Here is a 25,285-nt window from a genome sequence, read left to right on the forward strand (position 1 = left end):
ATTTATACTAGCAATTGATTAAATTTTAACTTGACTTGAGGAGACATATATTTAACTCTAGAAGACATGACAATAATGGTTCATGCAAGTGGAATTCGGGGTTACCTTGAGGTGATGCAAGACCTTAACTTTGACCCTAAACCTCTGCTTGCTCAACACGAGATCACACTTGAACAAATCAGACAAGACGATGCTTGGCTCGACCAAAAAAGCGTTATAGACTTGTACGAGCGTACAGCAGCTCTAACTCAATGCTCGGATCTAGGATTGCGTATTTCAAAACATCAAGATATCAGCATCTTAGGTGTTTTAGGTCTGATTATGCAAAGTGCATCGTCAATGCGTGGGGTACTTGACTATACCTCTGATTTTTTATTTTTGCATGGACCTGGTTTAGCCATCTCACTCAATGAGCAAAGTCCCATCTTTGAAAATAGTGCAGAAGTCATCTTTGAAATTCGCATTAATAGCTATGCACCTCAACGACAAACTATTGATAATTGTTTAGGGACCACGCATCGAATTCTCAAATGGTTGGCAGCAGAAAATTATGAACTGAAGGCTGTATCACTTCCGCATATGCCTTTAGCTTCAATCAACGAATATCAACGTTTCTTTGGTGCACCCATTTTAATCAATCAAGAACGCGCTGCTTTGCACCTAAGTAGACACACATTAGACAGCCAACCGCATAGTACAAACCCTGCCTTGCGGGAAATTGCAGAAGATTATATTCATTGCTACTTTCGAAATCCTGCCGAAAAAGTCGGCGTAAATGTACGAAAAGCCCTCCGCCTTCATTTATCTACACCACGTGCAAATAAAATACATGTAGCCAACATGCTCGCATTACACCCGCGTACCTTACAGCGGAAATTAGCGCAGGAAGGTTCTTCATTTGATGCCATCAAAGATGATATTCGTAAAGAGCTCTCTTTGCAGTATCTTTGGCAAACTGATATCTCAATGAGTCAGCTGACCGATATTTTAGGATTTTCTGAGCAATCAACCTTGAGCCGAGCCACTAAACGCTGGTTTGGACTTCCGCCGAAACAATTGCGTCAGCAAAAAGGAAAACTCAAGCCCCTTATCTCTAACAAGTTAAACAAATGAATTAAATACAATTATAAAAAAAGCGCCCCAAAGGAGCGCTTTTTTTCACACAATCAGATGATTATGCAGTTACTTTAGCAACTACACCAGCACCAACTGTACGACCACCTTCACGGATCGCAAAACGTAGACCTGGGTCCATTGCGATTGGGTGGATTAATTCTACTGACATTTCTACGTTGTCACCAGGCATAACCATTTCAACGCCATCTTGTAATTTGATCGCGCCAGTTACGTCAGTTGTACGGAAGTAGAACTGTGGACGGTAACCGTTAAGGAATGGAGTGTGACGACCACCTTCTTCTTTAGAAAGTACGTATACTTCTGCATCGAATTTAGTGTGTGGCTTGATTGCACCTGGTTTAGCAAGTACTTGACCACGTTGTACGTCTTCACGTTTAGTACCACGTAGAAGAACACCACAGTTCTCGCCCGCACGACCTTCGTCTAGAAGTTTACGGAACATTTCTACGCCAGTTACAGTTGTTTTAACTGTATCTTTAATACCAACGATTTCAACTTCTTCGCCTACTTTCACGATACCAGTTTCTACACGGCCAGTTACTACTGTACCACGACCAGAAATAGAGAATACGTCTTCGATTGGCATTAAGAATGCTTGGTCGATTGCACGTACTGGCTCTGGAATGTAAGTGTCAAGCGCGTCAACAAGAGCAACAACTGCTTCTTCGCCATACTGACCAGCGTCACCGTTAAGTGCAAGAAGAGCTGAACCACGGATAACTGGAGTGTCATCACCTGGGAAGTCATAAGTAGAAAGAAGTTCACGAACTTCCATTTCTACCAATTCAAGAAGTTCTTCATCATCAACAAGGTCACACTTGTTAAGGAATACAAGAATGTAAGGTACACCCACCTGACGAGAAAGAAGGATGTGTTCACGAGTCTGTGGCATTGGACCATCAGTCGCAGCACATACAAGGATCGCGCCGTCCATCTGAGCAGCACCAGTAATCATGTTTTTAACATAATCGGCGTGGCCCGGGCAGTCTACGTGTGCGTAGTGACGAGTTGGAGAATCGTATTCTACGTGTGAAGTATTAATTGTAATACCACGTGCTTTTTCTTCTGGTGCAGAGTCAATTGCAGCGTAGTCTTTCGCTTCACCACCGAATTTCTTCGCACATACAGTTGCAATTGCAGCTGTTAAAGTTGTTTTACCATGGTCAACGTGACCGATTGTGCCCACGTTAACGTGTGGCTTATTACGTTCAAACTTAGCCTTAGCCATGAGATCTTCCTTTTTAAACTACTCATGCAGGATCACTGCATGAGCACTTGGTTTTTAACTATGAATTAGTTTGGGCTTATAGTAATCGAAAGATTACTCGTCGTCACCTTTTTTACCGCCAGACTGGAATTTAGAAATGATGCCTTCAGCCACGTTACGTGGAGTTTCAGCATATTTAGCAAATTCCATAGAGTATGTTGCACGGCCTTGAGACATAGAACGCATTTGAGTCGCGTAACCAAACATCTCTGCAAGTGGAACTTCAGCTTTAATTGCTTTAGTACCGCCAGGCAAGTCATCCATACCTTGAACCATACCACGACGACGGTTTAAGTCACCCATGATATCGCCCATGTAGTCTTCTGGAGTTTCTACTTCAACTTTCATGATCGGCTCAAGCAAGATAGGATCTGCTTTCATGAAACCGTCACGGAATGCGTAAGAACCTGCCATTTTGAACGATAATTCGTCCGAATCGACATCGTGGTAAGAACCGTCAAATAATGTAGCTTTAATGCCAACAACTGGGTAACCAGCAAGGACACCATTCTTCATACGCTCTTGGATACCTTTATCCACAGCACCAAAGAATTCTTTAGGAACTACACCACCAACAACTTCTTCAGCGAACTCGTAGTCTTTACCAGCATCAGGATCCATTGGCTCTAAACGTACGTATACGTGACCAAATTTACCTTTACCACCAGTTTGACGAACGAATTTACCTTCTTGTTCAACTGACTTTTTGATCGTTTCACGGTAAGAAACCATTGGTTTACCAATGTTTGCTTCAACACCGAATTCACGCTTCATACGGTCAACAATAATGTCAAGGTGAAGTTCACCCATACCAGCAATAATTGTTTGACCTGACTCTTCATCAGTACGAACGCGGAATGATGGATCTTCCTTAGCCAAACGACCTAAAGCAATTGACATTTTTTCTTGGTCAGCTTTAGTTTTTGGTTCAACAGCCAATGCAATTACTGGCTCTGGGAATTCCATACGCTCAAGTGTAATGACATTTTTCTCATCACAAAGTGTATCACCTGTAGTTACGTCTTTAAGACCTACACACGCAGCGATATCACCCGCACGAATTTCTTCAACGTCTTGACGATCGTTCGCGTGCATTTGCACGATACGGCCGATACGCTCACGTTTAGCTTTAACTGGGTTATAAACAGAATCACCTTGTTTAAGAACACCAGAGTAAACACGTACGAAAGTTAAGTTACCTACGAATTTGTCGTTCATGATTTTGAACGCAAGTGCAGAGAACGGAGCTTCGTCAGATGCTTCACGAATCGCTTTAGTTTCAGCTTTATCGTCAAGAATACCTTCAATCGCTTTAACTTCTGTAGGCGACGGTAAGAATTCAATTACTGCGTCCAACATACGTTGAACACCTTTGTTTTTGAACGCTGTACCACAAAGCATTGGTTGAATTTGACAAGCCAAAGTTTGAACACGTAGACCATTAACGATGTCTTCTTTAGAAAGATCGCCTTCTTCTAGGTATTTGTCCATTAGCTCTTCAGAAGCTTCAGCAGCAGCTTCAACCATGTTTACACGCCATTCTTCAGCAGTAGCTTGAAGTTCAGCCGGGATTTCACCGTACTCAAACTTCATACCTTGTGAAGCTTCGTCCCAAATGATCGCTTTCATTTCGATCAAGTCGATTACGCCTTGGAAGTTTTCTTCAGCGCCAACAGGGATTACTACAGGTACTGGAGATGCACCTAAACGTGTCTTCATTTGTTCAACAACACGGAAGAAGTTGGCACCAGTACGGTCCATCTTGTTCACGAATGCTAAACGAGGCACTTGGTATTTGTTCGCTTGACGCCATACAGTTTCAGACTGAGGTTGTACACCACCTACAGCACAGTAAACCATACACGCACCATCAAGAACACGCATAGAACGTTCAACTTCAATTGTGAAGTCAACGTGTCCCGGTGTATCAATTACGTTGATACGGTGTTCAGGGAACTGTTTAGACATACCTGACCAGAATGTAGTCGTAGCAGCAGAAGTAATGGTAATACCACGTTCTTGCTCTTGCTCCATCCAGTCCATTGTTGCTGCACCATCGTGTACTTCACCAATTTTGTGAGATACACCTGTGTAGAACAAAATACGTTCTGTAGTCGTGGTTTTACCAGCATCAATGTGCGCAGAAATACCAATGTTACGATAACGAGAAATTGGGGTTTGACGAGCCATGATTTCTTGCATTCCTAAATTTTGTTGTTTAAAACAGGCGCTTTAAGCTGACGAACAGCTTAAAGCGATTCGATGACAGTTTGACGTAGCCAAGCTATCACCCTCCTGAATAGGGGCTGTTTTAGTCGCTTAGAAGCGGTAGTGAGAGAATGCTTTGTTGGCTTCAGCCATACGATGCACGTCATCACGTTTTTTAACCGCTGCGCCTTTACCTTCAGCTGCATCAAGCAACTCACCAGCAAGACGTAAAGCCATAGTTTTTTCAGAACGCTTAGCAGCAGCATCTACTAACCAACGCATAGCTAGAGCAGTACGACGGGATGGGCGTACTTCCATAGGTACTTGATAAGTAGCACCACCAACACGGCGTGCTTTTACTTCAACCATAGGACGAACTTTTTCAAGAGTAGTCTCGAAAAATTCAACTGGGTCTACTTTGTTTTTTTCTTGAACGCGGTCTAAAGCACCGTAAACGATACTTTCAGCAATAGATTTTTTACCATCTTGCATTACGTGGTTCATGAATTTAGCGATTGTTTGGCTGCTGAACTTAGGATCCGGAAGGATTTCACGAGCAGCAACTACGCGACGTCTTGGCATTTTAAACTACCTATATATATGACACTTCAGGTTAATCCAGCCGTAGCACAAAGTGTCATGTGCTTTCGCTGGCCTTACTACACGTCGCTTGAATTTCACAAAATTAATGCAGAAATCAGACAAGCGAGACGATAAAGGATTGCAGTTCTAGCGAACTAAGAAGTTAATCTCGAAAGATTATTTCTTAGGACGTTTAGTACCGTATTTAGAACGAGACTGGTTACGATCTTTAACACCAGCACAGTCTAAAGAACCACGAACGGTATGGTAACGTACACCTGGTAAGTCTTTAACACGACCACCACGAATAAGAACAACACTGTGCTCTTGTAGGTTATGGCCTTCACCACCGATGTAGCTAGAAACTTCAAAACCAGAAGTTAAACGCACACGGCAAACTTTACGCATTGCTGAGTTAGGTTTTTTAGGTGTAGTTGTGTAAACACGTGTACAAACACCACGACGTTGTGGACAAGCCTTCAACGCAGGAACTTTAGATTTTTCAACTAAAGTCGTACGACCCTTACGGATCAACTGATTTGTTGTTGCCATTTGGCAATTCTCCCGTTAATAAAAAACCCAAAAAAAGACGACTTTTTGAGGGCATGCAATTGTAAGCTAAGACGTAAAAATGGTCAACATTTCAAACCATATGTAATGTTGACCAAATCAGGGCTTTTACAAATTTCTATCTATTTTAAAGGGTTTATTTTTTACTTGGAACATTTCGTCTTTTTGTAACCTTTTTTTCAGTCAGCTCTACAGCAGGTTGCGCTGTAATTTTTGAAGCTGTGTCAGGTTCATTTTCCGTAAAAGACTCATTATTGTTCTGTGTGGTCTCTTCAACCTCATCCACTGAATATAAGTCTGCAAGATCCTCCTCCATGTGTAAGGCTGGTTGCTGGGGTGCGACAGCATCATGAGGCTCAACCATTTGATCTGCGAGCTGTTCCAGACCTTGTTGAACTTGCTCTTCAGTTGCGACAGGCTCTGTGACTTTGTCGGATTTTTTCTGGATTTTAACCTTAGCAATACTTTGATGACCATTTAACTCCACTTCAGTCCCAAGCTTTAAATCTAGACTATCGGTCTCTGATGTACTGCGCTGTGACAGCAGTCGTGGCGAGGCTTTCACCAAAAGCTCAAGTGAGCGTTCATATGCAGTTAAAGCACTCAGACTGGTATCTTTTTGTTGAATGATATATTGACGGGCTTGTGAAAAAACCAGTTGTGCTTTTTGGTGTACATCATCAACAAGGCGCCAACTATAAGCTGCACTCACCCCTGCACTGGCAATTGGTGTGAGTTTTGCCAGCTTATTCAGTAGCGATAGGTTAGCAATCGACTGTCCCCATTTCAGCTGACCATCGGCATTGGTCAACCATTTCTTTAAGGCCTCAATGTCATTGCTTGAACCTAAAAGCTGTTGTAGCTGAGAGACATCATGTGTTTGCAAGGTACTTGAAATCGCTTTTATCGCTATCAACAAGGTTTGTTTTTCCGCAATCAGCCCAAGATCAATCTGTTTAAAAATAAACTGGACGATGTCTTGATCAGATTCTTTAGTTAAGTCAAAACCATAAGAACGCCCCACTTGGTAAATCATACGTAACGACATCACTAAGGAAGCGGGTACATCTACGGTTGAACCCACAAAACCTGTTGCTCCAGTCAGTGCGCCTTGCAAGATAGCAATAATTTTATTTTGTTCGGACAGTGCCTGACTAATCCTTTTTGAACGGTCGACATCTTGGGTCAGCATTTCTAAATCACGCACGCCCGCTTCATCTAAAACGGCATCGACCGAGCTCATATTCGAGCTAAACTGATTAAGCTGACTAAAAAAATAATCTGCGGCCTTATCTGAAAGTTGTGGTGACACAAAATGCGCGACTCGATTTGCGTTGACATAATGACGTCCCAATAAATGACGTGATACTGTCGGCAGGTGGTCTCTCAAGACTTGCTGCGGGTGTTCATAACGCTTATTTTTCGATTTTGTTTTTGTACCCGCACGATCACCAGTTGTAGCATTGGTCAGTGCTGAAGTCGTATCTTGGCTTACTTGGTTTAATATGTCTAGACCTGTATGGCTGAGCTTTTTAGCCACTCCGAAGGCATTTGAAAAGAAACCACTGCGCTGTTTATTGTTTGAATCCGCCATTCCGTACCCCGTACTTTATAATCTTTCATTTCTAGCTAAATACTAGGTGTAGTACGCATTTATCTCAATAACAATATGTGTCTTTTAGTAAAGTTGAAATGCTCTGCTCCCAATTTTAAGACAAGTCAAATTGGCATAGGATTTGCCATAAGAATTAAAAATTCTTTCTGCTATTATGATCTGCATTAAAAACATAAGAGTTGCAATTGGCTTAGAAATAAATTGTTGATTCATCTTTAAGCGTAGCTCTGCAAAACCACCATATAAGGGATCTTTAAATGAAACGTGTAGTAATCACTGGCATGGGTATCAACTCATGTATCGGTAATACTTTGGAAGAAGTTACTCATGCATTACAAAACGGGATTTCTGGGACACGTTTTAACCCAACCTATGCTGAACTCAATTTTAAAAGTCATATCAGTGCTGCTGCTGAACAAGACTTTGATGGTATCGACCGTAAGCTAAAACGCTTTATGGGTGTTTGTGCCATGTATGCATACAATGCTGCGGTTGCTGCGGTTGAAAACGCAGGCTTAACAGCAGAGCAAATTGGTGGCAACCCACGCTATGGTATCGCGGGTGGTTCAGGTGGTGGTTCAACTGCATCTGTAGTTGAAATGAAAGAATTATTAGACACCAAAGGCGCACGTAAAGTTGGTCCGTTCTTCGTACCACGTAATATGTCGAATACGATTACAGCAAACGTTGGCGTTGCTTTTAAAATGCAAGGTGTTGCACACACCATTACCAGCGCATGTGCAACGTCTGCTGATGCCATTGGTTATGCCTACAACTTGATTCAACTCGGCAAACAAGACTTAATGCTTGCAGGTGGCGGTGAAGAAGATCACTGGTCACAAAGCTTATTGTTTGATGCGATGGGTGCACTTTGCTCGAAGTACAATGACACACCTGAAACTGCATCTCGTCCATATTCAGCAGACCGTGACGGTTTCGTTATTGCTGGTGGTGGCGGTTTCGTGGTACTTGAGTCACTTGAACACGCTCAAGCACGTGGTGCTAACATTTTGGCTGAAGTTGTTGCTTACGCTGCGAACAGTGACGGTGCAGACATGGTTGCACCATCTGGTGAAGGTGCAACACGTTGTGTACTTATGGCACTTGAAGAAGCGAAACAACACGGTGTAGACAGCATTGACTATGTCAATACACACGGTACGTCTACACCAGCAGGTGATATTACAGAATTATTGGCAATGGAACGTGCCTTTGGTGAAGGTAAAGTTCCTCCACTCAGCTCGACTAAGTCAATGACAGGTCACAGCTTGGGTGCTGCAGGTGTACAAGAAGCGATTTACTCTGTATTAATGATGCAAAATGACTTTATTGCACCAAACATCAACGTGACTGAACTTGATGAAGGCGCAAAACCTTTTGACATCGTACTTGAAAAACGTGATGCAAAATTGAATACTGTGATGAGTAACAGTTTCGGTTTTGGCGGTGTAAATGCTTGTCTCATTTTTAAAAAATGGGAAGGCTAATTTAAGAAATCTTGATCATTCATTGCCGATGCAGTGAATGATCAACTTTCCACACTGCCCTTTAATAGGGTGAATTGATGGATGCTCCTTCTGATGCTTTCCTCTGGGTAAAAGCATTACATATCATTGCAGTCGTTTGTTGGTTCGCTGCGCTCTTCTACCTCCCTCGTTTATATGTCTATCACGCCATGAGTGAAGATGCCGTCAGTCATCAGCGCTTTGAAGTGATGGAGCGCAAGTTGTACCGTGGCATAATGTGGCCTGCCATGATTGCCACACTCATTACGGCACACTTTTTGGTCGATTGGGGCGATGCAACCCGTCACTACCATGATGCCTTGTGGTTTTATCTTAAAGTTGGTTTAGTAGGACTATTGGTGATCTACCACTTTGTTTGCGGTTATTACCGTAAGAAATTGATTGGTCATGCGCACTACAAGTCACACAAATTTTGGCGCTTCTTTAACGAAATGCCGACCCTCATTTTATTTGCTGTGGTGATTTTAGTCGTGGTTAAACCGACATTTTAAAATCCCACACTTAAAAAGCCCCGATTGATTCGGGGCTTTTTAATGTCTGTAAAAAATCAACAGTACAACTCAAGATCCACGCTATGACCGCATCCCCAATTGACGAATTTTTAAATTGAGCGGGGTCGAATAATATTTCTCAATCGCCCAACTCAAAATAAACACCGCGATAAAATAAACAGGCAACAACATCAACTTTTCAGCCGCTAAAGTGGCTTTTGGGAAATACACCACTTTCATTAAGCCAAGAATAATCAAATGAAACAGATACATTTCATAGCTGCGCTGCCCAATCCAGACCAAACTCCGTGCCATGTGTGAAACAGGTTTAGCTTTCGGCTCTTGAGAAAAGCAAAATATGAGTAATGCCGTCAGTAACGCAAATACGCTGATGCCCCAAGTACTCACCTCTTTGATGGGTGCATAAACATATAAAGCGGTCATTAGAAACGCGGTTACTGCAACAATCATTTTTTGATTATAAATAGTTCCTTTGAAATGCTGCGCATACATTGCGGTGAGGCAGCCAATCGCAATTCCATCAAAGCTAGAAAAATAGTGATACAGATAAGCCCCACTTTCCTCACCAAAATGGAGGGCACGAAAATACGGTGCATACGCGATGACGGCGAGCAGAAAAACAATAAAGCCTTTGCCCCGACCCAGTGCTAAACACAGGACAGGAAAGGCTAAATAGAAGACTTCTTCAACCGATAAAGACCACAATACGCCCAAAGCATAGTTCACCCAACCATATTCAATAATCAGTAGATTCATCCAGAAACTCAAAGCTGAAAGAACAGTCACAGCATAGGACACCTCTACGCCATTGGGCGCCTGATTGATAAATGGGTTCAACCCTAAACTCCCAAGCACGCTAACCATTGCGATCAATAACACCAGACACGGCATAATCCGGGCAATCCTGCGAACATAAAAATCTTTCAACTGAATCTGCGCCAAAGAACCGTTGCGCTGCAAAGTATGTTGGGTGATCAAAAAACCAGAAATGACAAAAAACATGGTCACACCATAGTTACCATTTCTTGCAATCAAGTTACTTAAGCTTTCGCCGCCAATGGGGATGCCGAGAAAGGTATCATGCAGTTTATAAGGGATATTGAAATGGTGAATCAGCACCAAAAGGATGGACACGCCACGCAGGATGTCAATTTTATAATTACGCATAAATCATTATTAAAATTTTAAAGTGCTTCATTAAAAGTGAAACCGCCTGATTTAAACAGCTTTTATATATAAAATCATACAATGATCTAACACTGAACTAGAATCCATTGATTCAGCTCAAGCAAAAAGAAAGCCCTGCTTATGCAGGACTTTCTTTCAAATATCACAAATACAGAATGAATTTACTTAGTTATCCAGTTGCTGTTCTAACAGACGTTTTTTCATACGCGGTTTGTACAGCAGTTGATAGGTCACGGCTAAAATAATCACCCATAACGGACTGATCATCAATGCGCGAAGGGTATCCGCCTCTAAACTCAAAATAACCAACGTGAAGAATAAGAAGATTAAGACCACATAAGACATCCAAACACCACCCGGCATTTTAAAGGTCGATTTTGCATGTAGCTCAGGACGCAATTTACGGTAGCGGATATAGCACACCATAATAATGCTCCAGATACTGATAAACAGAATCACACACAATGAGCTGGCTAATGTAAAGGCTTCAACCGTGTTCGGCACAAAGTACTGTAGCGCCGCACCTGCCATGATAAAGGCACATGAGAAGAATAGGCCTTTTGCTGGTACCGCACGTTTTGACAGACGAGCTAGGCTCTGTGGTGCTTGCCCTTCTCTTGCCAAACCAAACAGCATCCGTGATGTAGAGAACACACCACTATTCATGGAAGACATCACTGAAGACAGTACCACCAAGTTCATAATGATGGCTGAAGTTGGGATACCCGCATGTAAAAATAGTGAAACGAACGGGCTTTGATCCGCAGGAATTTGATTCCACGGCGTCACCGACATCACGACAAATAGCGACAACACATAGAATAAAATAATACGGGTTGGAATCGCATTCACTGCTTTCGGTAAGTTCTTTTCAGGGTCTTTGGTTTCAGCAGCCATGGTTCCAATCAACTCTACACCGACAAAGGCAAAGAGTGCAATTTGGAAGCCTGCTAAAAAGCCACTGCCGCCTTGAGGGAACATCCCGCCATGCGACCAAACATGACTGAAGCTTGCAACTGAACCACCTGGTACTTGGAAATGGCTAAACACCATAAAGCCACCAATCACGATCAACCCTAAAATGGCTAAAATTTTGATTAAAGCAAACCAAAATTCAATTTCACCAAAGAGTTTCACAGTCAGCAAATTTAGCCCAAGGACAAACAGCACACAGCCGACACTGATTAAAGCCTGTCCCATAGGCGTAAAGGTCATATCTGGCGGGAGCCAAAAGCCGAGATAGTTAATAATGGCTGCCAAGTCCGCAATACCGACCAAGACCCAACCGAGCCAATAGGACCAACCGATATAGTAACCCGCACCTGGCCCAATCAAATCATGAGCCATGTCGATAAACGACTTATAGTGTAAATTGGACAATAAAATTTCGCCCAATGCACGCATGAGGAAGAAGAACATGGTCCCGATAATCATATAAATGATCAGAATCGAAGGACCAGCAAGAGAGATGGTTTTGCCCGAACCCATGAACAGGCCCGTACCAATCGCACCACCAATGGCAATCAATTGCAGGTGGCGGTTGGATAATTTCCGTTGTAATTCATGCGATGATGCATTTGCACCGTCAGCTTGTGGGGTAGTCGTCATAATTTAACATCCTGTTAAAGTCCTTTTTTGCGTATAAACCAAGTTCATACAGTGCTCGTTTTCCTAACGGGCGGTATTTATACGCTGATCAGCCATTCAGCCTGGGCCAAAGGGCTGATACACACGGGGAGAGTTTAAAAAATTAGTTTTGTGCGGCCGTTACTGCAATTTCGATCAACCAGTTTGGATTCACCAAATCAGCCTGAATCGTGGCACGTGAAGGTGCTACACAACCGTTCATCCAATCAATCCAAATCGCATTGACTGTAGAAAAATCAGAGAGATTTTTGATGTAAAGCTGAGCAGATAACAAACGTGATTTATCTGTATTTGCCAAAGCTAAAAGCTCATCAATTGTTGCTAAAATTTCACGGGTCTGACCTGCGACATCATTGTCGGTATTTTTTGGCACTTGCCCTGACAAATACACCACTTGATTAAACACAGTGACTGCACTCATGACTTCGTTGGTGTTGAATTTTTGAATGTCTGAATGTGACATAGGTCTTTCCTTGTATGAAACTGTATAAAAATAAAATTTAATCTTGGATAAAATTGACACGTGCAGTAACAGCACACATCAGCTCATAGCCAATCGTGCCTGAACCTGCTGCGACTTCATCAATGCTAAGCACAGTGCCCTGTTTCGAAGTACCCCACAGCACCACTTCGCTGCCAACTTGGGCATTTGGGAGGTGAGATAAATCGACCGCTAACATGTCCATGCTCACCCGTCCGACCAAGCTACTGCGTTGTCCATCGACTAAAATAGGCGTACCTGTTGCGGTAATCCGTTGATAACCATCGGCATAACCACAAGCCACAATACCCACACGCATGTCGCTTTCAGCAATGAACTTTGAGCCATAACCGACACTATCGCCTGCTTTTAACTGCTGAATGGCAATCAACTCGCTACGCAAACTCATGGCGGGTTGCAAATCCCAGTCTTGAATCGAATGGGTTGGATAATCTGGTGAGCTACCATAGAGCATGATGCCGCTGCGGATCACATCCGACTGCAACTGTTCATGACGTAAGATGGCTGCACTGTTACTGACTGAACGTGCACCTGGTAGATCATGGGTAATGGCATCAAATAACTGACATTGATGTGCAATGCCGTCACGTCCGAAACGCTCACCATCGGCATCCGAAAAATGCATCATATGGGTCAAACGTTGAACTTGAGGCAAGTTTGAAAGCTGCTGCCACACTTGACGGTACTGTTCAGGACGGAAACCTAAACGGTTCATGCCGCTGTTCATTTTTAAATAAACATCGAACTCTGCCTCTAAAGGAAAACGCGCTAACCATTCAAGTTGATATTCACTATGAATACTGAAGCTTAAACCTAGCTCATGGCAGTCAAATAGATCTTGCTCTGAGAAAATACCTTCAAGTAACAAAATTGGGCCTGTCCAACCCAAAGCACGAATGCGTTTTGCCTCTGCCAAATCGAGTAGCGCAAAACCATCGGCAGATTTGAACGCTTGATAGACGCGTTCAATACCGTGACCATAAGCATTGGCTTTGACCACCGCATAGACTTGGCTATTCGGCATTTTAGTGCGAGCAACATTTAAATTATGCTGCAGTGATTGGCTATGAATCACTGCAGTAATTGGACGTGGCATTGTTTTCTTCCTTGAATCAATATGGCCTAAAACGAATTAGGCTGCTGAAGGATAACGTTGAATAGAGAGACCTTCAGTACTGATGTCTGGTTGATGATTCATCACCAAGTCACTAATAAGCTTGCCTGAACCACATGCCATGGTCCAACCCAAGGTGCCGTGTCCTGTATTTAAGAATAGGTTTTTAAAACGAGTCGCACCAATGATTGGCGTTGAGTCTGGTGTCATTGGACGTAAACCTGTCCAGAAACTGGCTTCAGCTAAGTTTCCGCCTGGGAATAAGTCTTGAGTCACCATCTCCAAAGTTGCACGGCGATCTTGGTTTAAACCGTGGTTGAAACCACTCAGTTCTGCCATCCCCCCCACACGGATACGTTGGTCAAAACGCGTGATGGCAATTTTATAAGTTTCATCAAGAACCGTAGACTGTGGCGCAAATGCAGGATCTACAATTGGAATGGTTAGTGAGTAGCCTTTGACAGGGTATACAGGCAAATTCAAATTCAATGGCTTCAAGAAATCACGTGAATAACTACCAAAAGCAAGCACATAACGGTCTGCTGTAAGCACTTGACCATCCACCACCACGCCTTTGATTTCATCCCCTTCAACCACTAGTTTTTCAACATTTTGGTTAAATTTAAATTCTACACCCATGTCTTTTGCAAGGTTTGCCAAAGCATTGGTAAATAGGTAACAGTCACCTGTTTCATCATTCGGTAAATGCAAACCACCGACCAGTTTGTCTTTGGCATATTCTAAAGCTGGCTCAACTTTGGCTAAGTCATCTTTTAATAATAGTTCGTAGTCGACGCCACATTCTTTTAACACTTGGATGTCACGTTGTACGGCATCCAATTGAGCTTCATTACGGAAAACCTGTAAAGTTCCTTTCGCGCGGTTTTCATAGTGAATGCCAGTTTCTTTACGTAGTTCACGTAAGCAGTCACGGCTGTATTCAGCAACACGCGTCATACGTTCTTTGTTAATGGCATAACTTTGTGGATTGCAGTTTTTTAACATCTGCGCCATCCAGTTTAACTGCCACATGCTACCATCAATGTTAATGGCTAAGGGTGCATGATGTTGGAACATCCACTTTACGGCTTTAAACGGAATACCAGGTGCAGCCCACGGTGTAGAATAACCCGGAGAGATTTGCCCTGCGTTCCCAAAGCTAGTTTCTTCAGCAGGACCAGCTTGACGGTCTAAAACCGTAACACTTGCGCCTTGTTGTGCAAGGTAATATGCACTTGCAACACCGATGACACCACTACCTAAGACAATTACACGCATGACTGATCCCTTACACACACTAGTTTATTTCACTAGTATATTTTTAGGTTAATAGTTTTTTTCACTGTTTTTATCATTATAATCTAGGTAAATCGCCATTTTTGTCGCGCTAAAATTCTAAACATAGGAAATTTATAATGCGTAAATTAGATCGGATTGATCAGCAAATTTTAGACATTTTGCAGCGCGATGGACGAATTGCGATTAGTGAATTGGCTTCTCGCGTTAACCTTTCAACCACGCCATGTTCGGAACGCGTCAAACGCTTAGAGCGTGATGGTATTATCATGGGTTACTACGCACGCCTCAATCCGCAACTGGTCGATCGAAACTTATTGGTATTTTTAGAAATTAAGCTGTCAGCTAAGTCTGGCGATGTGTTTGATCAAGTGGCGCGTGACTTGGTCGAAATTCCTGAGGTTTTAGAATGCCATCTGATTTCAGGTGAATTCGATTATTTGGTCAAAGCCCGTTTAAAAGAAATGAGTGCCTACCGACGCCTATTGGGTGATTTACTAAAAAAACTGCCCTCTTCAGCGTCATCGCACAGTTATATTGTGATGGAAGAAGTCAAAGAAAGTTTTTATTTGGACATTCGCTAAAGCTTATTAAAAATATGCATTTTAAAAATGCATTCACTTTAAATGTTTAAAATCTATCGATTCCCTATTGGAAATTCTGCATCATGTTTAACAAACTTATGTCTAGTCTTGGCTTACAAGGCATTCAAGTCGATACTCGTCTACACACCACCGCGCCACAAGCGGGTCAAGCCATTCAGGGTGAGGTTATTTTTAAAGGTGTAGCATCTAATAAAATTATCAACGGTATTTATTTAAAGCTCATGACCACAGCCGAGGTTGAGTCAGATGATGCTGAATACAATAGCGCGTTAAGTATTGCCGAATGGCACATTAGCGGGTCTTTTGAGTTACAAGCCCATCAGTCACATGCATTTCCTTTTTCGATTCAACTGCCCTTTGAAACGCCAATTACAGATGTGCCTTGTCGCATCAATAAAACCCGAGTGTGGTTACATACGCATTTAGATGTGGACTGGGGACTCGATGCAACTGACAAAGACTATTTACAGATCTTACCGACACCGACCATGCAGGCATTTATTCAAGCCATGCAGCAATGCGGTTTTCAGTTGATGACCGTCGATGTTGAAAAAGGCCAATTGCGTGGCAACGGCTTCTACTCCAGTATTGGTTGTTATCAAGAACTTGAATTTAGACCTATGCAATTGTTCAATAGTATCAATGAAGTTGAAGTGTCCTTTGTGGCAGAGCAACATCAAACCCATGTGCTTTTGGAAGTGGATCGTAAATTTCGTGGTGATGGCTTCAACAGCCTTACCATTCCACATCATCAGGCCAATCCTGCACTGTTAGCGAATGAAATTAGACGTATGTTGGGACTTTAATTTTTTTAATCACTGCGCACAACTGTTTAAATGTAGACAGTAGTGCGCAGTCTAAAAAGGCATTATTTAAATCCTGTCCGCATTAAATCCTATCTGAATTAAATAAAGTCCAAGACATCGGCAAAGGTTTTAATTCGTGCTTTTGGTGCGGCTTCCGTCAACTCTTGATCAGAACCATAACCGTATTCCACCGCAATGGTGTCAATACCGTTACGACGTGCTCCCAAAATGTCATGCTCACGATCGCCAACCATCAGACATTCTTCTGCTTTTAACTGCTCTTTTTCTAAAATATAAGCAATCAACTCTCCCTTATTGGTGCGCTCACCGTTCAGTTCACTGCCATAGGGGTGTACAAAGTATTGTAGTAAATTGAAATGCTCTAAGATTTGACGGGCATAGACTTCTGGTTTTGCTGTCGCCAAATACAAGTGATAACCCTGCTCGGTTAGTTTTTTTAAGGTCGGTTCAACATCGGCAAATAAATGGTTTTCATATAAACCTTTCACCGCAAAACGCTCACGATAGCCCAGTAGAGCTTGCTCCGCCAAAACATCGTCCACTGCAACATTTAAGAGTTTTGCCAAAGACGCTTTTAGGGGTGGTCCAATAATCCAGTCAATATTTAAATCTTCAGCAATAGGATGTCCGACTTTGTTTAAACCATAACGCGCACTGGTGGTAATGCCAACTTTCGGATCTGTTAAGGTTCCATCTAAATCTAGCAAAATATGTTTAATCACAGCTGATCCTTCTTGGGCTTTAAATAAAATACTATCGAGAGTTCTGCCAAAGTTGCCTATACTATCGCAAATTTTCGCAACAAGGATATTTCTGTGCGCGCAACCGTACTGTGCTTTTCTGGTTTAGACCCTTCAGGTGGTGCTGGTTTACAGGCCGATATCGAAGCGATTGGTCAAAGTGGTGCGCATGCAGCCATTGCGTGTACAGCACTCACTGTTCAAAACTCGCAACAAGTGTTTGGCTTTGAAGCAACGTCAAAAGAATTGCTGCTCGCTCAGGCAAACGCTGTGGTCGGTGATTTACCAATTAAAGCCGTAAAGTCTGGCATGTTAGGCACCACAGATAATATTGCAGCACTGGCTGAGTTTCTACGTGAACATCCTGAGTACAAGTATGTGCTCGACCCTGTTTTAGTGGCGAACAGTGGAGGTTCACTGGGCGATCAAGCAACCTTGGTCAAAGCTTTTGTTGAACTGATCCCATTAGCAGACATTATTACCCCAAATACAGTTGAGCTACGGGCGTTAACAGGTCTCGATGATTTAGCTGCTGCAACACAAAAACTGTTTGAAATGGGTGCCAAAGCGGTACTAGTGAAAGGTGGTCATGAAGACACACCAGACTATATTCGCAATGCTCTGTTTGTGAATGGCGAGCTCATTTCTGAAACTCGCTGCCCACGTTTAGCCGGTGAATATCACGGTTCAGGTTGTTCGCTGGCGAGTTTTATTGCCGGTCGTTTGGCACAAGGTGACAGTGTTAAAGTCGCAGTACATCATGCCGAAACATGGCTCTTTGGCGTATTAAAACAGGCAGAAACACCTGTTGAAGGCGGTCAGAAAATTCCAAAGCGTTTTTAAGTAGAAAACCCTGCATATGCAGGGTTTTGTTTAACTGTCTTGATGACGTTGTTTTAAATGTGCCACATGCTCACGGTTGGTTTTCCATGACTTTTCTAGCACTTCTTTTTCAATCCGAAGCTGAATCCGTTTCAGTTTCATTGCTGGAATCACCTCTGTATTAAAGGTCTTTATATAGTCGACCCATGCTTTACCTCTAAATACCGTACTGGGCATCGCAGTTTTGAACTCACATTCAGGCATGAACACCACAGCAGAATGGATATAGTTTACATCAACAATATCTTGCAACACACTTTGCAGGACTTTGACGTGTTTATAGTTTTGATGTAGCGGATTTTGAAATTTAAAGCTCTTTTTATAAATTTTCTGCGTCCACATCTTTTGACGTTCACCACCAAAAATCCAACCCTTGTAGTTTTTGGTTTCAATTACAAAAACACCAAAGGGACTTAATACAATATGGTCAATTTGCGTCGTTCCACCCTGCTCATCAGGCAAAGTCACATCGTTGATTAGACTATAACGCTCATCCAAATATAGTTTTACATGCGCTTGAACCGCAAACTCCCCAAACTTTCCTTTCAGATAAGGCTTAAACGCTTTTAAAAGGCCAATCCCAAACAAGATCAGCAGCATCCACCATAGCTCTGAAAATACATTCCCCACAATTTGACTCATCATATTATTCATCGTTGTTTGAGTTAGAGACACCATTCTTCAAAAGAAGATAGATTAAAACATAAGATTATGATTTTTAAATTATTAAACTAAAAAACGAGCGTAAAAACTCTGAAAACAAGCTTAATTCGAAATTTTCTCAAGCTTTAATAATATATCTTTATTGTCCAGACCACCTGCGAAACCAACCAACTTTCCATTCGCCCCCACCACCCGATGACACGGCGCAATAATTGAAATCGGATTTTTGCCATTGGCTGCACCCACTGCACGAACAGCTTTGACATTGCCAATCTGTAGTGCAATCTCTTTATAGCTTCGGGTTTCACCAAACGGAATTTGTAATAAAGCCTGCCAAACTTGCTTCTGAAAATCTGTCCCCGCAAAATCCAAAGGCAAATCAAAACTCTGACGCTTTGCCGTAAAATATTCGCTCAACTGCCGTTCCGTTTCCAGCAAAATTGGATGCTGATTCTGTTCGACCAACTCAGCTAAACGTACCCGTTTTGGGTTTTCATTTTCCCATAATACGGCAACCAAGGCTTGATCATGTGCCACCAGTCTCAGTACCCCGACAGGAGATGGCATATATTTAAAAAATAAGCGCATGCTTCACCACAAAAATTGTCTATGTAGCAACATTATGACGATGAAAGTTTCATCAGTACAAGCCCAGAAATGATTAAAACCGCTGCGAGCATCCGCATGGCATTAGCAGGTTCACCTAAAATCAAAATTCCAACCAAAAATGAACCAATCGCACCAATCCCTGTCCAAACCGTATAGGCCGTGCCCAAAGGTAAGGTCTTCATGGCATAAGACAGCAGCGCAAAACTGGCTACCATAAACACGAGGGTTAAAATACTCGGCGTCAGTTTAGTAAAACCATCCGATACTTTCATCGCATAGGCCCAAACCACTTCGAGCAAACCCGCAACAATTAAAATCACCCATGCCATACTTAACCCACCTTCTATCGAATACAGAAACAACAAAGCTCCAAACGAAGGTTCGCTTGAAGCTCGACATTTTTAAATGAGTTTAGCTTGATGAAAGTTTCATCAAAATCAGACCTGATACAATCAGCACCGCAGCAAACATCCGCATAGCCGTTGCGGGTTCACCTAGAATAAAAATCCCCACCAAGAAAGACCCTATCGCACCAATTCCAGTCCAAATGGTATACGCAGTCCCTAGCGGCAATGTTCGCATTGCATAGGCCAGTAAACCAAAACTTAAAATCATGAACACAATGGTGATAACGCTGGGTGTAAGTTTGCTAAACCCTTCAGACAGCTTCATTGAATATGCCCAAACGATTTCAAACAGACCCGCAAAGATAAGAAAAACCCAAGCCATACTACCAACTCCACTTCACTAGAGTCAGGTCGTCCTGACGAATTTTCTCAATATGAGGGAGGTCGTTCCTCCTGAATATGCCTTAAATTATAGCAAAATACGCACCAAAATGAGTTATTTTTACACTTAAAAATCATTAAATTGAAAAAGGAGTGATCTAAACCAGCAGATCACCCCTCTTTCAGCACAAATCTAGTGCAATCTCAGGTATTCACTTTAAACCTAAACATTCAACTCAAAACTTAAAGCGAATACCCATTCCATACTGCCAACCTTTCTCTTCATCGCTTTCAGCTTGCCAAGCCGTCGCTTCATTACCTTTGCCATATTCATAGGCAATGTCCACGTAAGGCATGACTTTTTTGCTGATTTCATAACGCGTCTCAAGACCGACGACTGCGCTACTAAGACCTGATTTTTTGGCATATTTAGAGTCATCACTAAAAATAAGATTCAGATCTAAATAAGGTTTAAAGATCAGCTTTTGAGTCAATAACAAGTCCCGCTCAGTTTCCAAACTAAATGCGGCATAGTTGTCTGCACCAGCATACACATAGGCATCGGTTTCAAAGAAATACGGCGCCAAACCATGTAAGCCAAGTACCCCATCCACTTTTTCTTCCGTATCCCAGTCATGCTGTTCACGCTGCACTTTTTCAACTCGGTAACGTGCACCCGCCTGTACATCCCAAAAGTCTGAAATCATACGGCTATACAATAGTTTGGCATCATACTCAGCCTTATGCGATTCCTGCTTTTCTGCATGCACTTTGATAAACAGCTTATTTTCATCTGTCCCGATACGGGTTTCAAACTCAGACTTTAAACCACCATCGCCGTCTTCATTCAACAACCACTTGTTATCAACGGTGGTGACTGCATAAATTTGTGCACCATGCTCTTTACGGTGATCGTGTGTATGTGCTGTTGAATCATGATTCATCTGCTGCCCATGTTGTGCACTAGACTGCGGAGCAACTTGAGTTGGAATGGTCATCGCCTGATGCTGCGCATGTTGTGACATCACAGGCTCAGTGGTCATGGACATATTTTCATTTGCTTCAGCAGGCATATCATGCCCTTCATGCGCCATAGCTACAGCACTCATCAACACTAAAGAACTGCTCAATATGCTTTTTGAAAAAAGATTAATGGTGCGCATGATGATCTCCTTTCTGAGCATTCGGCTGCTTACTTGGTTGAGTTTGAGCGTGTTTCTCCGATGAAGGCTGACCCACCGCATTTTTCTGTTTCAGCATCTGAGCATGCTCATCGGCACGATGCTGATGATGCTCATGCGCCATTTCTTTGGACTGAGCTTGGCTTGTTGATTTGGCTTTTTGTTTTTCGTGCTGTGCATGAGTTTCAGCAGCCATAGCAAACGAACAAAATAAGACAGTAACAGCTAAAGTAAAGCCTGAAAAAAGATTAGTGATGCGCATGTTCATCTCCTTTTGGCTCAGCTTGAACTGCTGCTTTTTGCCCTTGAATTGGGGTGGTGGACACTTGAGCGTCACTGACATTGGCCACAATCAGTTTATTCATCATGCCTGAGCTCATGTGGTAAAGCAGATGACAGTGAATGGCCCATTCGCCTAACTCATCTGCGGTCAATAAAGCGGTCACTGTTTTACCTGGTGGTACAATCAACGTGTGCTTATTCGGCATATCAACGGCAGCTTGCCCATTTTCAAGTTGCATAAACATCCCGTGCAAATGCATCGGATGCGCCATCATACTGTCATTGATAAATTTGATCCGAATACGCTCGCCATACTTCACTTTTAACGGTTCAGCATCGCTAAATTTTTTTCCGTTGATGGTCCACAGGTAGCGCTCCATAGTTCCGCCCAAACGAATCACCAACTCGCTCGTTGCCTCACGGGTATCTTTTTGGGGTTCTAAGGATTTGAGATCACTATATTGCAATGCCTTATCGCCTTTAGGCGTAGAAGCATTCGCCCAACCATAAACTGGTGTAACAGCTTCTTGTACCAAACTTGTTTTCGTGTTGTGTTGAGCGTGATCCATATTCGCCATTGCATCATGATTCATCTTCGCATGATCCATTTCAGGCATTACTTCATGATTCATTTTCGAATGATCCATTTCAGACATCGCTTCAGGATTCATCTTCGAATGACCCATTTTAGACATCGCCTCATGATTCATTTTCGAATGATCCATTTCAGGCATCGCTTCAGGGTTCATTTTCGAGTGATCCATTTCAGCCATCGCTTCATGATTCATCTTTGAATGATCCATACCTGTATGTTCTGAGCCGTGTCCCATATCTTCCATAGTCAACAGTGAGCGTGGACGCGGCGCGGGCATATGTATGCTCTGTGCCATTGGCATCAACTCATTGTGTAAAGTTCCAATCGCGTAGCCTGAACGGTCAATCGACTCTGCTTCAATTTGGTAATGCCCTGCTTTCGGTTCCACAATCACATCATAAGTTTCGGCCGTTCCAATCCTAAACTCATCCACTGGAACGGGTTTGACGGGTTGACCATCTGCACTGACCACGGTCATTTTTAAATGAGGAATACGGATATCAAAAAAAGACATGGCGGAGGCATTGATAAAACGCAACCGAACCTTTTCATTTGGCTTAAACATACCTGTCCAATTCTGCTCAGGCGTTTTACCATTGATAAGGAAGGTATAGCCCGTGACATCGGACAAATCCGTTTTCAACATACGCATTTGATTCCACATCGAACGGTCTTTCCACGCAGCTTTTAAACCATCACGTTGCACTTGCTTCCAAGTATCACCTAAGGTTTCGCGTTGATTTTGATAATACTCGGCAGAAATCTTCAAATTCTTCTGAATTTGTTCACTGCTCTGTTCATGGAAGTCTGATAGCATCACCACATAGTCACGCTCGGTTTTTTCATACTGAGCTAAAGGCTTTTTATCTTTAGGATAAATGACCAATGCGCCATACAGCCCGTCCTGTTCTTGTCCCTTCGAGTGTGCGTGGTACCAATAAGTTCCACTCTGGCGAACTTTGAACTTATAGACAAATTCGCTTTTCGGCTGAATGCCATTAAACCCATTAAAACCCGGGACACCATCCATCAACCCAGGCAAAAGCAAACCATGCCAATGGATTGATGAGTCTTGATTTTTTAGGTTATTTTTAACGCGAATGACTGCATCATCACCCTCCTCAAACTCAAGCAAAGGCGCTGGAAACTGCCCATTGACACTAATCCGCTTGAGCGACTTTCCCGTTAAGTTAACTGGGCTTTCATCAATCACCAATTGGTATTCTTTGACTGCGGCAAAGCTCCAAGAAGATGACATCAGACACACCCCAAGGATGAGGCTTTGTTTAAATTGAATAGACATGACTAAATCCTAATAATTTTAAAATAGAGTTTTAAAAATCAGGATTAGGCTTTAGGAGGACGTAGAATTTCTTGCCAATAGCCCACTAAATGTTGAGCGTGATAGCGGAAATGAGGGGTTGATTGTGCTACAGCAGCTTCAAGCTGAACCAATACGAGGGGTTCAACATCTAAAAGCGTCAGCGTCGTTTGGCAGTGATACTGTGCACACTCCTGACACTGAACTTGCTTGCTTTGCATAACATCCGACACATGACAGTTACTCTTTGCTGCCATGTCGGCTTGAGCCATATGCATTTGATATCCAGAGACTGGACTCGATGATTTCGCTTGATGGCAGTCTGGCATGGTTTGTATGCCTGTTGCATGCGCTGAACTTTGCTCACTGGTTGCAGCCTGCATACTCAGCTGCATCATTTGATGCATCGGCGCTACCGAAGCTTGGGCAATACCACTCCACCCCATTACCAAGGTAATGAGTAAGACAAACCAAGAATGTGTCTTGAGCAATGAGCGCACAATCAATCCTATTTAGTCAGTGAAGAATGATATTTCAACGCAACAAAACGCTCTTTGCATGTAAATGCCTCACCTTTTGTTGCTGATCCCAATCTACAGGATAAGCAAAGAATGGTTTATACACAAGATTATAAATTTAAATTCAATGACTGTGAGGGTTTAGTCCTCCAATAGATTTAAACAAGAAAGTTATTTTTTAAACAGTGCCATTTTTAAGCAAAGTTGAATAAAGCACCAATGAAAATCAACTATTCAAGACATAAAAAAGGACTCAAATGAGTCCTTTTTATACATTTAATGTCTAAATACTAAACCATTGCTGTGTAAACGTTTGAATATTAATCAAGTTATCCATATCGTTATCAACATAGATATCCACCATCTTACCCACAAAGTTATCCACAACCCATTATGTATTTATACCTTTGAGCTTAAACCTTTACCGCACCGACTTTTGCAAGCTCTGCACGCATATCATCAATCACAGCTTTATAATCTGGTTTTCCAAAGATAGCTGAACCCGCAACAAACATATCTGCACCCGCTTCCGCAATCTCGCGAATATTTGCAGGTGACACACCACCATCAACTTCTAAACGAATATCACGCCCTGAAGCATCAATAATTTTACGTGCTTCACGGAGTTTGTCTAAAGTCATCGGAATAAATTTTTGACCGCCGAAACCTGGGTTCACACTCATCAACAAAATTTGATCGACTTTATCCAGTACATAATCTAAATAATGGAGCGGTGTTGCTGGGTTAAAGACCAAACCAGCTTTTGCACCGCCTGATTTAATCAATTGTAAAGAACGGTCAATATGGTCAGAGGCTTCTGGATGAAAGGTAATAATATCCGCGCCTGCTTCTAGGAAGTCACCAATCATGCGATCGACAGGTTTTACCATCAAATGCACATCAATCGGGGCTTTGATGCCATAGTTCTTGAGTGCCTTACAAATACCCGCACCAAAAGTCAGGTTTGGCACATAGTGGTTATCCATCACATCAAAGTGAACCACGTCTGCACCTGCTGCAAGCACATGTTCAACATCTTCACCTAAACGGGCAAAGTCAGCAGAGAGAATAGATGGTGCAATTAAATAAGGCTTGGACATGCGTGTACCTGGCTTATACAAAAGGGAATAAAGCCATTATAGCAAATTCAGCTTTTGAACTGGGACTTGT

26 protein-coding genes are annotated in these 25,285 nt (G+C 42.5%); 6 read left to right on the forward strand and 20 right to left on the reverse strand.

Annotated features, from left to right (window positions below; all coding sequences use genetic code 11):
* Positions 1 to 66 precede the first annotated feature (66 nt).
* On the forward strand, positions 67 to 1,113 hold the full coding sequence (locus CDG62_RS15935; RefSeq protein WP_087528319.1) for an AraC family transcriptional regulator: 1,047 nt from the start codon (positions 67 to 69) through the stop codon (positions 1,111 to 1,113).
* Between the two features lie 61 nt (positions 1,114 to 1,174).
* On the opposite strand, the gene tuf is transcribed toward CDG62_RS15935, so the two are convergent.
* The 5 genes from tuf to CDG62_RS15960 form a co-directional block, all read right to left on the reverse strand.
* On the reverse strand, positions 1,175 to 2,365 hold the full coding sequence (gene tuf / locus CDG62_RS15940; protein ID WP_010325730.1) for an elongation factor Tu: 1,191 nt from the start codon (positions 2,363 to 2,365) through the stop codon (positions 1,175 to 1,177).
* A gap of 93 nt (positions 2,366 to 2,458) precedes the next feature.
* Positions 2,459 to 4,594, reverse strand: coding sequence for an elongation factor G (fusA, locus tag CDG62_RS15945; RefSeq protein ID WP_087528239.1), 2,136 nt, complete (start codon positions 4,592 to 4,594; stop codon positions 2,459 to 2,461).
* A gap of 129 nt (positions 4,595 to 4,723) precedes the next feature.
* A complete protein-coding gene (gene rpsG, locus CDG62_RS15950; protein ID WP_004694929.1) occupies positions 4,724 to 5,194 on the reverse strand; it encodes a 30S ribosomal protein S7 in 471 nt (156 codons plus the stop codon).
* 177 nt (positions 5,195 to 5,371) lie between these two features.
* Positions 5,372 to 5,746 (reverse strand): 30S ribosomal protein S12, encoded by a 375-nt coding sequence (gene rpsL, locus CDG62_RS15955; protein WP_002050319.1) that lies wholly within the window; start codon positions 5,744 to 5,746, stop codon positions 5,372 to 5,374.
* A 154-nt stretch (positions 5,747 to 5,900) separates the two neighbouring features.
* Entirely contained in the window at positions 5,901 to 7,358 is a 1,458-nt protein-coding gene (locus CDG62_RS15960; protein WP_087528238.1) for an EcsC family protein, read from the reverse strand.
* A gap of 278 nt (positions 7,359 to 7,636) precedes the next feature.
* Here CDG62_RS15960 and CDG62_RS15965 point away from each other — a divergent pair, with 278 nt between their 5' ends.
* Both CDG62_RS15965 and hemJ read left to right on the forward strand, forming a co-directional pair.
* Positions 7,637 to 8,866 carry a beta-ketoacyl synthase N-terminal-like domain-containing protein gene (locus CDG62_RS15965; protein WP_087528237.1) on the forward strand — a complete coding sequence of 410 codons (1,230 nt, stop codon included), beginning with the start codon at positions 7,637 to 7,639 and terminating at the stop codon, positions 8,864 to 8,866.
* A gap of 77 nt (positions 8,867 to 8,943) precedes the next feature.
* Positions 8,944 to 9,396 (forward strand): protoporphyrinogen oxidase HemJ, encoded by a 453-nt coding sequence (gene hemJ, locus CDG62_RS15970; RefSeq protein ID WP_087528236.1) that lies wholly within the window; start codon positions 8,944 to 8,946, stop codon positions 9,394 to 9,396.
* Between the two features lie 81 nt (positions 9,397 to 9,477).
* Here hemJ and CDG62_RS15975 read toward each other — a convergent pair whose 3' ends face one another.
* The 5 genes from CDG62_RS15975 to CDG62_RS15995 all read right to left on the reverse strand — a co-directional run bounded on the left by CDG62_RS15975 (position 9,478) and on the right by CDG62_RS15995 (position 15,146).
* Positions 9,478 to 10,584, reverse strand: coding sequence for an acyltransferase family protein (locus tag CDG62_RS15975; RefSeq protein WP_087528235.1), 1,107 nt, complete (start codon positions 10,582 to 10,584; stop codon positions 9,478 to 9,480).
* 186 nt (positions 10,585 to 10,770) lie between these two features.
* Positions 10,771 to 12,213, reverse strand: coding sequence for an amino acid permease (locus CDG62_RS15980; protein ID WP_087528234.1), 1,443 nt, complete (start codon positions 12,211 to 12,213; stop codon positions 10,771 to 10,773).
* A 142-nt stretch (positions 12,214 to 12,355) separates the two neighbouring features.
* On the reverse strand, positions 12,356 to 12,715 hold the full coding sequence (locus CDG62_RS15985) for a RidA family protein (protein ID WP_004694941.1): 360 nt from the start codon (positions 12,713 to 12,715) through the stop codon (positions 12,356 to 12,358).
* 37 nt (positions 12,716 to 12,752) lie between these two features.
* Entirely contained in the window at positions 12,753 to 13,850 is a 1,098-nt protein-coding gene (gene alr, locus CDG62_RS15990; protein WP_087528233.1) for an alanine racemase, read from the reverse strand.
* Between the two features lie 36 nt (positions 13,851 to 13,886).
* Positions 13,887 to 15,146, reverse strand: coding sequence for a D-amino acid dehydrogenase (locus CDG62_RS15995; RefSeq protein WP_086210758.1), 1,260 nt, complete (start codon positions 15,144 to 15,146; stop codon positions 13,887 to 13,889).
* A gap of 137 nt (positions 15,147 to 15,283) precedes the next feature.
* Between CDG62_RS15995 and CDG62_RS16000 the strand changes: the two genes are divergently transcribed.
* Complete coding sequence (locus CDG62_RS16000) at positions 15,284 to 15,748, forward strand: Lrp/AsnC ligand binding domain-containing protein (RefSeq protein ID WP_004694947.1); 465 nt, start codon at positions 15,284 to 15,286, stop codon at positions 15,746 to 15,748.
* Between the two features lie 83 nt (positions 15,749 to 15,831).
* The gene (locus CDG62_RS16005; RefSeq protein WP_087528232.1) at positions 15,832 to 16,575 is read left to right on the forward strand and encodes a sporulation protein; all 744 of its coding nucleotides are present in this window, start codon (positions 15,832 to 15,834) and stop codon (positions 16,573 to 16,575) included.
* Positions 16,576 to 16,673: 98 nt separating this feature from the next.
* Here CDG62_RS16005 and CDG62_RS16010 read toward each other — a convergent pair whose 3' ends face one another.
* A complete protein-coding gene (locus tag CDG62_RS16010) occupies positions 16,674 to 17,318 on the reverse strand; it encodes an HAD-IA family hydrolase (RefSeq protein WP_087528231.1) in 645 nt (214 codons plus the stop codon).
* Positions 17,319 to 17,411: 93 nt separating this feature from the next.
* Here CDG62_RS16010 and CDG62_RS16015 point away from each other — a divergent pair, with 93 nt between their 5' ends.
* Positions 17,412 to 18,179 (forward strand): hydroxymethylpyrimidine/phosphomethylpyrimidine kinase, encoded by a 768-nt coding sequence (locus CDG62_RS16015; protein WP_087528230.1) that lies wholly within the window; start codon positions 17,412 to 17,414, stop codon positions 18,177 to 18,179.
* Between the two features lie 30 nt (positions 18,180 to 18,209).
* Here CDG62_RS16015 and CDG62_RS16020 read toward each other — a convergent pair whose 3' ends face one another.
* The 9 genes from CDG62_RS16020 to rpe all read right to left on the reverse strand — a co-directional run bounded on the left by CDG62_RS16020 (position 18,210) and on the right by rpe (position 25,215).
* Entirely contained in the window at positions 18,210 to 18,863 is a 654-nt protein-coding gene (locus tag CDG62_RS16020; RefSeq protein WP_416232132.1) for a nuclease-related domain-containing protein, read from the reverse strand.
* Between the two features lie 120 nt (positions 18,864 to 18,983).
* Positions 18,984 to 19,469: a methylated-DNA--[protein]-cysteine S-methyltransferase gene (locus CDG62_RS16025; protein WP_087528228.1), complete on the reverse strand. Its 486-nt coding sequence runs from the start codon at positions 19,467 to 19,469 to the stop codon at positions 18,984 to 18,986.
* A 32-nt stretch (positions 19,470 to 19,501) separates the two neighbouring features.
* Positions 19,502 to 19,819 carry a quaternary ammonium compound efflux SMR transporter SugE gene (gene sugE, locus CDG62_RS16030; protein WP_010325989.1) on the reverse strand — a complete coding sequence of 106 codons (318 nt, stop codon included), beginning with the start codon at positions 19,817 to 19,819 and terminating at the stop codon, positions 19,502 to 19,504.
* A gap of 82 nt (positions 19,820 to 19,901) precedes the next feature.
* Complete coding sequence (gene sugE / locus CDG62_RS16035) at positions 19,902 to 20,219, reverse strand: quaternary ammonium compound efflux SMR transporter SugE (RefSeq protein WP_087528227.1); 318 nt, start codon at positions 20,217 to 20,219, stop codon at positions 19,902 to 19,904.
* Positions 20,220 to 20,454: 235 nt separating this feature from the next.
* On the reverse strand, positions 20,455 to 21,381 hold the full coding sequence (locus CDG62_RS16040) for a copper resistance protein B (protein ID WP_087528226.1): 927 nt from the start codon (positions 21,379 to 21,381) through the stop codon (positions 20,455 to 20,457).
* Positions 21,368 to 21,661 carry a hypothetical protein gene (locus CDG62_RS16045; RefSeq protein ID WP_087528225.1) on the reverse strand — a complete coding sequence of 98 codons (294 nt, stop codon included), beginning with the start codon at positions 21,659 to 21,661 and terminating at the stop codon, positions 21,368 to 21,370. The genes CDG62_RS16040 and CDG62_RS16045 overlap by 14 nt, the downstream gene beginning before the upstream one ends.
* Entirely contained in the window at positions 21,648 to 23,579 is a 1,932-nt protein-coding gene (locus CDG62_RS16050) for a copper resistance system multicopper oxidase (protein WP_087528224.1), read from the reverse strand. Before CDG62_RS16050 ends, CDG62_RS16045 begins: the two co-directional genes overlap by 14 nt.
* Positions 23,580 to 23,623: 44 nt before the next feature.
* Complete coding sequence (locus tag CDG62_RS16055) at positions 23,624 to 24,097, reverse strand: hypothetical protein (protein ID WP_087528223.1); 474 nt, start codon at positions 24,095 to 24,097, stop codon at positions 23,624 to 23,626.
* Positions 24,098 to 24,528: 431 nt separating this feature from the next.
* Complete coding sequence (gene rpe, locus CDG62_RS16060) at positions 24,529 to 25,215, reverse strand: ribulose-phosphate 3-epimerase (RefSeq protein ID WP_004694978.1); 687 nt, start codon at positions 25,213 to 25,215, stop codon at positions 24,529 to 24,531.
* Between the last annotated feature and the right edge of the window lie 70 nt (positions 25,216 to 25,285).

The organism is Acinetobacter sp. WCHA55, from assembly GCF_002165305.2.
Classification (GTDB): domain Bacteria; phylum Pseudomonadota; class Gammaproteobacteria; order Pseudomonadales; family Moraxellaceae; genus Acinetobacter.